The organism is Amycolatopsis rhizosphaerae (assembly GCF_007713715.1).
GTDB lineage: Bacteria > Actinomycetota > Actinomycetes > Mycobacteriales > Pseudonocardiaceae > Amycolatopsis_E > Amycolatopsis_E rhizosphaerae.
In genome coordinates, this window is record NZ_VJWX01000468.1 from 1 (window position 1) to 5,568 (window position 5,568).

Here is a 5,568-nt window from a genome sequence, read left to right on the forward strand (position 1 = left end):
CGCCATCGGCGCGACCAGCAACGGAAAGCGCAAGTCCTCGAACATGCCCCCACCCTAGGACGTACCCGGGTCCCACGCTCCGTGGCGTGAGTCCCACGCTCCGCGTGCCCTGGCGGGGTTACTTCTTGCCCTTGCCGCCCTTGTCGCCGGGTTCGGAAGTGGACAGCGCCGCGACGAAGGCCTCCTGCGGGACCTCGACCCGCCCGACGGTCTTCATCCGCTTCTTGCCTTCCTTCTGCTTCTCCAGCAGCTTGCGCTTCCGCGAGATGTCACCGCCATAGCACTTCGCGAGCACGTCCTTGCGCATCGCGCGGATCGTCTCGCGGGCGATGATGCGGGCCCCGATCGCCGCCTGGATGGGCACCTCGAACTGCTGCCGCGGAATGAGTTCCCGCAAGCGGGAGGCCATCTTGTTGCCGTAGCCGTAGGCGGCGTCCTTGTGCACGATCGCGGAGAACGCGTCCACCGGCTCGCCCTGCAGCAGGATGTCGACCTTGACCAGATCGGCGACCTGGGTGCCCGCCTCCTCGTAGTCCAGCGAGGCGTACCCGCGGGTGCGGGACTTCAGCGAGTCGAAGAAATCGAAGATGATCTCCGCGAGCGGCAGGTGGTACCGCAGTTCGACGCGGTCCTCCGACAGGTAGTCCATGCCCAGCAACTGCCCGCGCTTGCTCTGGCACAGCTCCATGATCGCGCCGATGAACTCGGCCGGGGCGATCACGGTGACCTTCGACAGCGGCTCGTGCACCTCGGAGATCTTGAAGCCGCCGGGCCAGTCCGAGGGGTTGGTCACCACGTGCTCGCTGCCGTCCTCGAGCACCACGCGGTAGACCACGTTCGGCGCGGTCGAGATCAGGTCGAGGCCGAACTCCCGCTCCAGGCGGTCGCGGGTGATCTCCAGGTGCAGCAGGCCGAGGAAACCGCACCGGAAACCGAAGCCCAGCGCCACCGAGGTCTCCGGCTCGAAGGTCAGCGCCGCGTCGTTCAGCTGCAGCTTCTCCAGTGCCTCGCGCAGTTCCGGGTAGTCCGAGCCGTCCAGCGGGTACAGCCCGGAGAACACCATCGGCTTGGGCTCGCGGTACCCGGTCAAGGGGACCTTCGCACCGTGCCGTTCCCTCGTGACCGTGTCACCGACCCGGGACTGGCGGACGTCCTTCACCCCGGTGATCAGGTAACCCACCTCGCCGACGCCCAGCCCGGCGCAGGGCTTGGGTTCCGGCGAGATGATGCCGACCTCCAGCAGCTCGTGCGTCGCGCCGGTGGACATCATCCGGATGCGCTCGCGCGGGGTGATCTTGCCGTCCACGACCCGGATGTAGGTGACCACACCGCGATAGGTGTCGTACACCGAGTCGAAGATCATCGCGCGGGCCGGGGCGTCCGGATCGCCCTGCGGCGGCGGGATCTGGCGGACCGCCTCGTCGAGCAGTTCCTTCACGCCCTGCCCGGTCTTGGCCGACACCCGCAGCACGTCGCCGGGGTCGCAGCCGATGATGTTCGCCAGCTCGGCGGCGTACTTGTCGGGATCGGCCGCGGGCAGGTCGATCTTGTTCAGCACCGGGATGATGTGCAGGTCCTTGTCGAGCGCGAGGTAGAGGTTCGCCAGCGTCTGCGCCTCGATCCCCTGCGCGGCGTCGACCAGCAGGATCGCGCCCTCGCACGCCTCCAGCGCCCGCGAGACCTCGTAGGTGAAGTCGACGTGGCCCGGCGTGTCGATCAGGTGCAGCACGTGGTCCTGGCCGTCCACCTGCCACGGCAGCCGCACGTTCTGCGCCTTGATCGTGATGCCGCGCTCCCGCTCGATGTCCATCCGGTCGAGGTACTGGGCCCGCATGGCCCGCTCCTCCACCACGCCGGTGAGCTGCAGCATGCGGTCGGCCAGCGTCGACTTCCCGTGGTCGATGTGGGCGATGATGCAGAAGTTCCGGATCAGCTCCGGGGGCGTGAAGGTGGTGTCGGCGAACGTCGTCACGAAATTCCTCGGCTCGGTCGTGGTCGGCACCCTCTAGTCTCCCATGCCCGGTCAGTGACGATTTCCGGGTCATCCCCGATGCCGGATCGGCCCCCCGGTGCTGACCTGGAGCTATGAGTACGACATCGAGCCGGCTGCTGGACCGGGCCTTCGGCCGTCCCCGCGGAGTGCTGGGCAGGATCGGCGGCGCGCTGATGGCCTGGGGCAACGCGGCGACCGAACGGCACATGGTGGACGTGGCCGGGCCCGGTCCGGCCGACACGGTGCTGGTCCTCGGGCCCGGCCCGGGGGTGGGGCTGAGCGCGGCGGCGGAGCGGACCGGGCACGTCGTCGCCGTCGATCCGTCGGAGACGATGCTGGCCCGCTGCCGCGCCCGGTGCCCCCAGGCGGCGCTGCACCCCGGCACCGCCGAACGCACCGGACTGGCCGTCGGATCCGTGGACGTGGTGATCAGCGTGAACAACGTGCAGTTGTGGCCCGACCGGGCGGCCGGGTTCGCCGAACTGTTCCGGGTCCTGCGGCCGGGCGGCCGCCTGGCGCTCTCGGTCCACGAGAAGTGGCTGCCGGTGTCCCGGCACGAACTGGCCGCCGAACTCGAAGCGGCCGGGTTCACCGACCTGCAGACCTGGACCTGGGAGCCGCCGGGCCCGGCGAGCACGGCGGCCCAGCTCCGGGCGAGACGGCCCTGACCCCGACGACTCCCCTGTCTACTTCTTCGGCAGGTCTTCCTTGGCGTCGGAGTAGTTGTCGTCGGCGTCCGCCGTCTCCTTCGACCCCTCGTAGACGCCGGTGCGGACCAGGTTGCGCCAGTCGACCGAGTCGGAGAACCCGTCCCGGGTGCGCTTCGCCAGCAGGCCGTCGACGTTCTCGGCGAAATCCCGGAGCCCTTGCGGAAGCCGCCCGGTCACCGCGTTCTTCATCGCGTCGGCCTGACCTTCGACCGCCCGCAGGGCGCGGCCGTTGCGGCCGGCCACCCTGCCCAGGGCCTTGGCCCCGTCCCCCATCCGCCGTGCGACCTTCGCCAGCGCCTGCACCGCGCCCTTGAGCTTGGCGAACTTGTTCAACGCGACGGCGAGTTTCATCAGCAGCTTGGAGATCTTGCCGGTGATCTTCGCCGCGGTCGCGGCCCCGCGGGCGACGGCCCAGCCGATGAACGCGCCGACCGAGGCACCGAAGGAACACCAGCTGGTGGCCAATGCCGCGGCGGCCGCCACCACGATCTCGCCCACGACGTCGGCGATCAGGTCACGGATGATGCCCCGGGTCGTCGCGACCAGCACGCCGGACAGCCGCAGGCCCTCCGACACCCCGGTCGACGCGCTCTCCAGCGCCCGCAGCTGCTCGACGATCTCGCCCGCGCCCTTGCGGTAGGCCTCCGCCGCGCTGCCCTGCCAGCTGCCGGTCTCGCCCTCGACGGCCCGCTCGTAGTCCGTCGCGACCTGCCCGATCTGCTGCCGGACCTGCTCGCCCCACACCGCGGCGATCTCCACGATCTTGTCCGGATCCCCCGCCAGATCGTCCAGGGGTTCCTTGAGGAAGCTCAGGTGCTCGATCAGCCAGCCGACCCCGGCGGCGGCCAGCCCGCCGAGCGGGTTGGCGACCAGCCCGAGGACGTCGAGGCCCAGCGCGAGACCGTCCAGTGCGAGATCACCGGGATCGCTGAGATCGTCGGCGGCCCCCTTCACCGTGTCGACAATGCCGGCGCCCGCCGACCACTCGTCCGTGTTCGTCAGCACGCTCACAACTCCGCCTTCAGCCTGGTCAGCAGTTCCTGGATCTCGCCTTCGACCTGTTCGTAGTTCTGCCCGGCCAGCCCCACGCCCTCGCCGAAATCGGTGAGGCCGACGGCCAGGTCGGAGATCGCGCCCGCCGTTTCGGTGATGTCGCCCTTGACCTTGAAGGCGAACGCCTGGCCGATGATCCCGAAGGTCTCTCCCCCGACGTCGACGCCGCCCCCGGTGGCGGACGCCTGCCGGAGCCGTTCGCCGAGGCCGGTGACGGTGGCCGAATGCTTCGCCAGATCCTCCGGAGTGGAATGGAATCCGTCCGCCATCAGCTCCTCCTCAGGAACGGGCCGCCGAACCCGCCGTCTTCGTCACCGTCGTCACTGCCGCCCGCACGGCGCCGGGGAGCGTTCTCGGCTTGCTCCTCGGCGAGTCCGGTGTCGAGCTGTTCGGCGAGGAACTCCATCGCCGCCGACTGGCCGAGCAGCGGCTGCAGCGCCGCCTGCGTCTGGCGCGCCGCATCGGCATGGGCGGCCTGCACGGTCTGCTTGATCGCCGCGGCGAGGCGGTCGTGCCCGAGCCGCAGGGCCTGCGGAGACAACGTCAGGTCTTCCAGACGGCCACCGGGCGCGAGCACCACCCGCACCGTGCCGTCCGGGCTCTCCGCACGCGCCCGCAGGGTCTTGATCTGTTCCTGGCTCCGCTCGGCGTGCTGCTGGATCTCCTGGACCCTCGCGGCGTATCCGGCCAGCCGTTCCTCGGCGGCCTTGAGGTCGTCGCTTGCCACGGACCCTCCCTTCTCTTGATCGGCTACGACGCGAGAAGATCCCCTTTGGTTCCTTTGGCCGAAACGTCCGTCCCGAGCAGGTGCTCGATCCTCCGGCGCGGGCTTTCCAGCGTGGCGAAGAAGATCGCGGCGAGCAGGGTCAGCAGGATCGCGTCGGTGAGACAGGCGAGCCACACCGCGAGCGGCCCCGACGCGGCGCCGAAACCGCGGAAGGCGGCCCACGCGGCCACGGCGAGGAGCACGGAACCGCCGACCGCGGTGCCGATCCGGTGCGCCCGGTCCCGGCCGTCCAGCGCGCGGCGCAGCTTCGCCTCGGCGCTCCCCTTGCCGGGCAGGTCGCGGGCCAGATAGGCGGGCCCGTGACGGACGATCCTCGCCGCGTCCGTCCGCGCCGCACCCGCCATCGCGGCGAACAGCACCGCCAGGATCGCGCCGAGGACCACCGCGGTCCCGGGCGACAGATCGGCCAGCCGCGCCCGGGCGATCTGCGGCCACGGCGAGACGAAACGCGGTGCCCGCGGCGCGTCGAACCGGGGCACCATCGACAGCGGCACCGCCGGCACCACCAGCGCACACCAGGCCGACAGCAGGCGCAGGCGCAGCACGCGCCTCGACAGCGGCACGGCGGCCCGATCGGCGGGGGTGACCGGCCAGTCCCGCTGCGCCCGCCGCCCGGCGAGCCGCTGCTGCCCGGCCCGGGTCCGCCCGGTCTCCGGTCGCGGCGGGCCGGGAACCGGGCGGACCACGCGGACGAGGGCATAGGCGGTCCCGGCACCCAGCACCACGGCGGCGGCCCCGGCGACCACGAGGGCGAGCGGACGGAGCACGACCGGCCAGGCCGCTCCGTCGCGCCCGTAGACACTTCCGTCGCGGTAGACGGGGACGCCTTCCTCCCCCGGGGTCAGCACGCCCGGGGCGAATTCGGCCCGCTCGACGCCCCCACCGCTCCACCGGACCTCGGCGACACAGCCGTAGACGTCACCGAAGCCGTACACGCTCACCGGCCCGTGATGCACACACGCCAGCACCGACGCGGACCCGAACCGGTCGGCCTCCGGCCCGCCGCCCGCCGTCAGGCGGGACAG

6 protein-coding genes are annotated in these 5,568 nt (G+C 71.2%); 1 reads left to right on the forward strand and 5 read right to left on the reverse strand.

The genetic code is table 11. The features are described 5' to 3' along the window. Positions 1-118: 118 nt before the first annotated feature. Positions 119-1,972: a translation elongation factor 4 gene (gene lepA / locus FNH05_RS30755; protein ID WP_144592362.1), complete on the reverse strand. Its 1,854-nt coding sequence runs from the start codon at positions 1,970-1,972 to the stop codon at positions 119-121. 113 nt (positions 1,973-2,085) lie between these two features. Here lepA and FNH05_RS30760 point away from each other — a divergent pair, with 113 nt between their 5' ends. Beyond that, on the forward strand, positions 2,086-2,661 hold the full coding sequence (locus FNH05_RS30760; RefSeq protein WP_144592359.1) for a class I SAM-dependent methyltransferase: 576 nt from the start codon (positions 2,086-2,088) through the stop codon (positions 2,659-2,661). Positions 2,662-2,679: 18 nt separating this feature from the next. Here the strand turns inward: FNH05_RS30760 and FNH05_RS30765 are convergent, their stop codons facing one another. The 4 genes from FNH05_RS30765 to FNH05_RS38400 all read right to left on the reverse strand — a co-directional run. Then, the gene (locus FNH05_RS30765) at positions 2,680-3,714 is read right to left on the reverse strand and encodes a WXG100 family type VII secretion target (RefSeq protein WP_144592360.1); all 1,035 of its coding nucleotides are present in this window, start codon (positions 3,712-3,714) and stop codon (positions 2,680-2,682) included. After that, entirely contained in the window at positions 3,711-4,025 is a 315-nt protein-coding gene (locus FNH05_RS30770; protein WP_144592361.1) for a type VII secretion target, read from the reverse strand. Before FNH05_RS30770 ends, FNH05_RS30765 begins: the two co-directional genes overlap by 4 nt. Next, on the reverse strand, positions 4,025-4,483 hold the full coding sequence (locus FNH05_RS30775; RefSeq protein ID WP_246128034.1) for a YbaB/EbfC family nucleoid-associated protein: 459 nt from the start codon (positions 4,481-4,483) through the stop codon (positions 4,025-4,027). The genes FNH05_RS30770 and FNH05_RS30775 overlap by 1 nt, the downstream gene beginning before the upstream one ends. A gap of 23 nt (positions 4,484-4,506) precedes the next feature. Then, on the reverse strand, positions 4,507-5,568 hold a 1,062-nt coding region (locus FNH05_RS38400), incomplete at its 5' end, for a DUF6346 domain-containing protein (RefSeq protein WP_246128035.1).

Bases quoted from the DNA above. Each gene is read 5' to 3' on its own strand.
- FNH05_RS30770 (WP_144592361.1), bottom strand. From the start codon at position 4,025: ATGGCGGACGGATTCCATTCCACTCCGGAGGATCTGGCGAAGCATTCG.
- FNH05_RS30760 (WP_144592359.1), top strand. From the start codon at position 2,086: ATGAGTACGACATCGAGCCGGCTGCTGGACCGGGCCTTCGGCCGTCCC.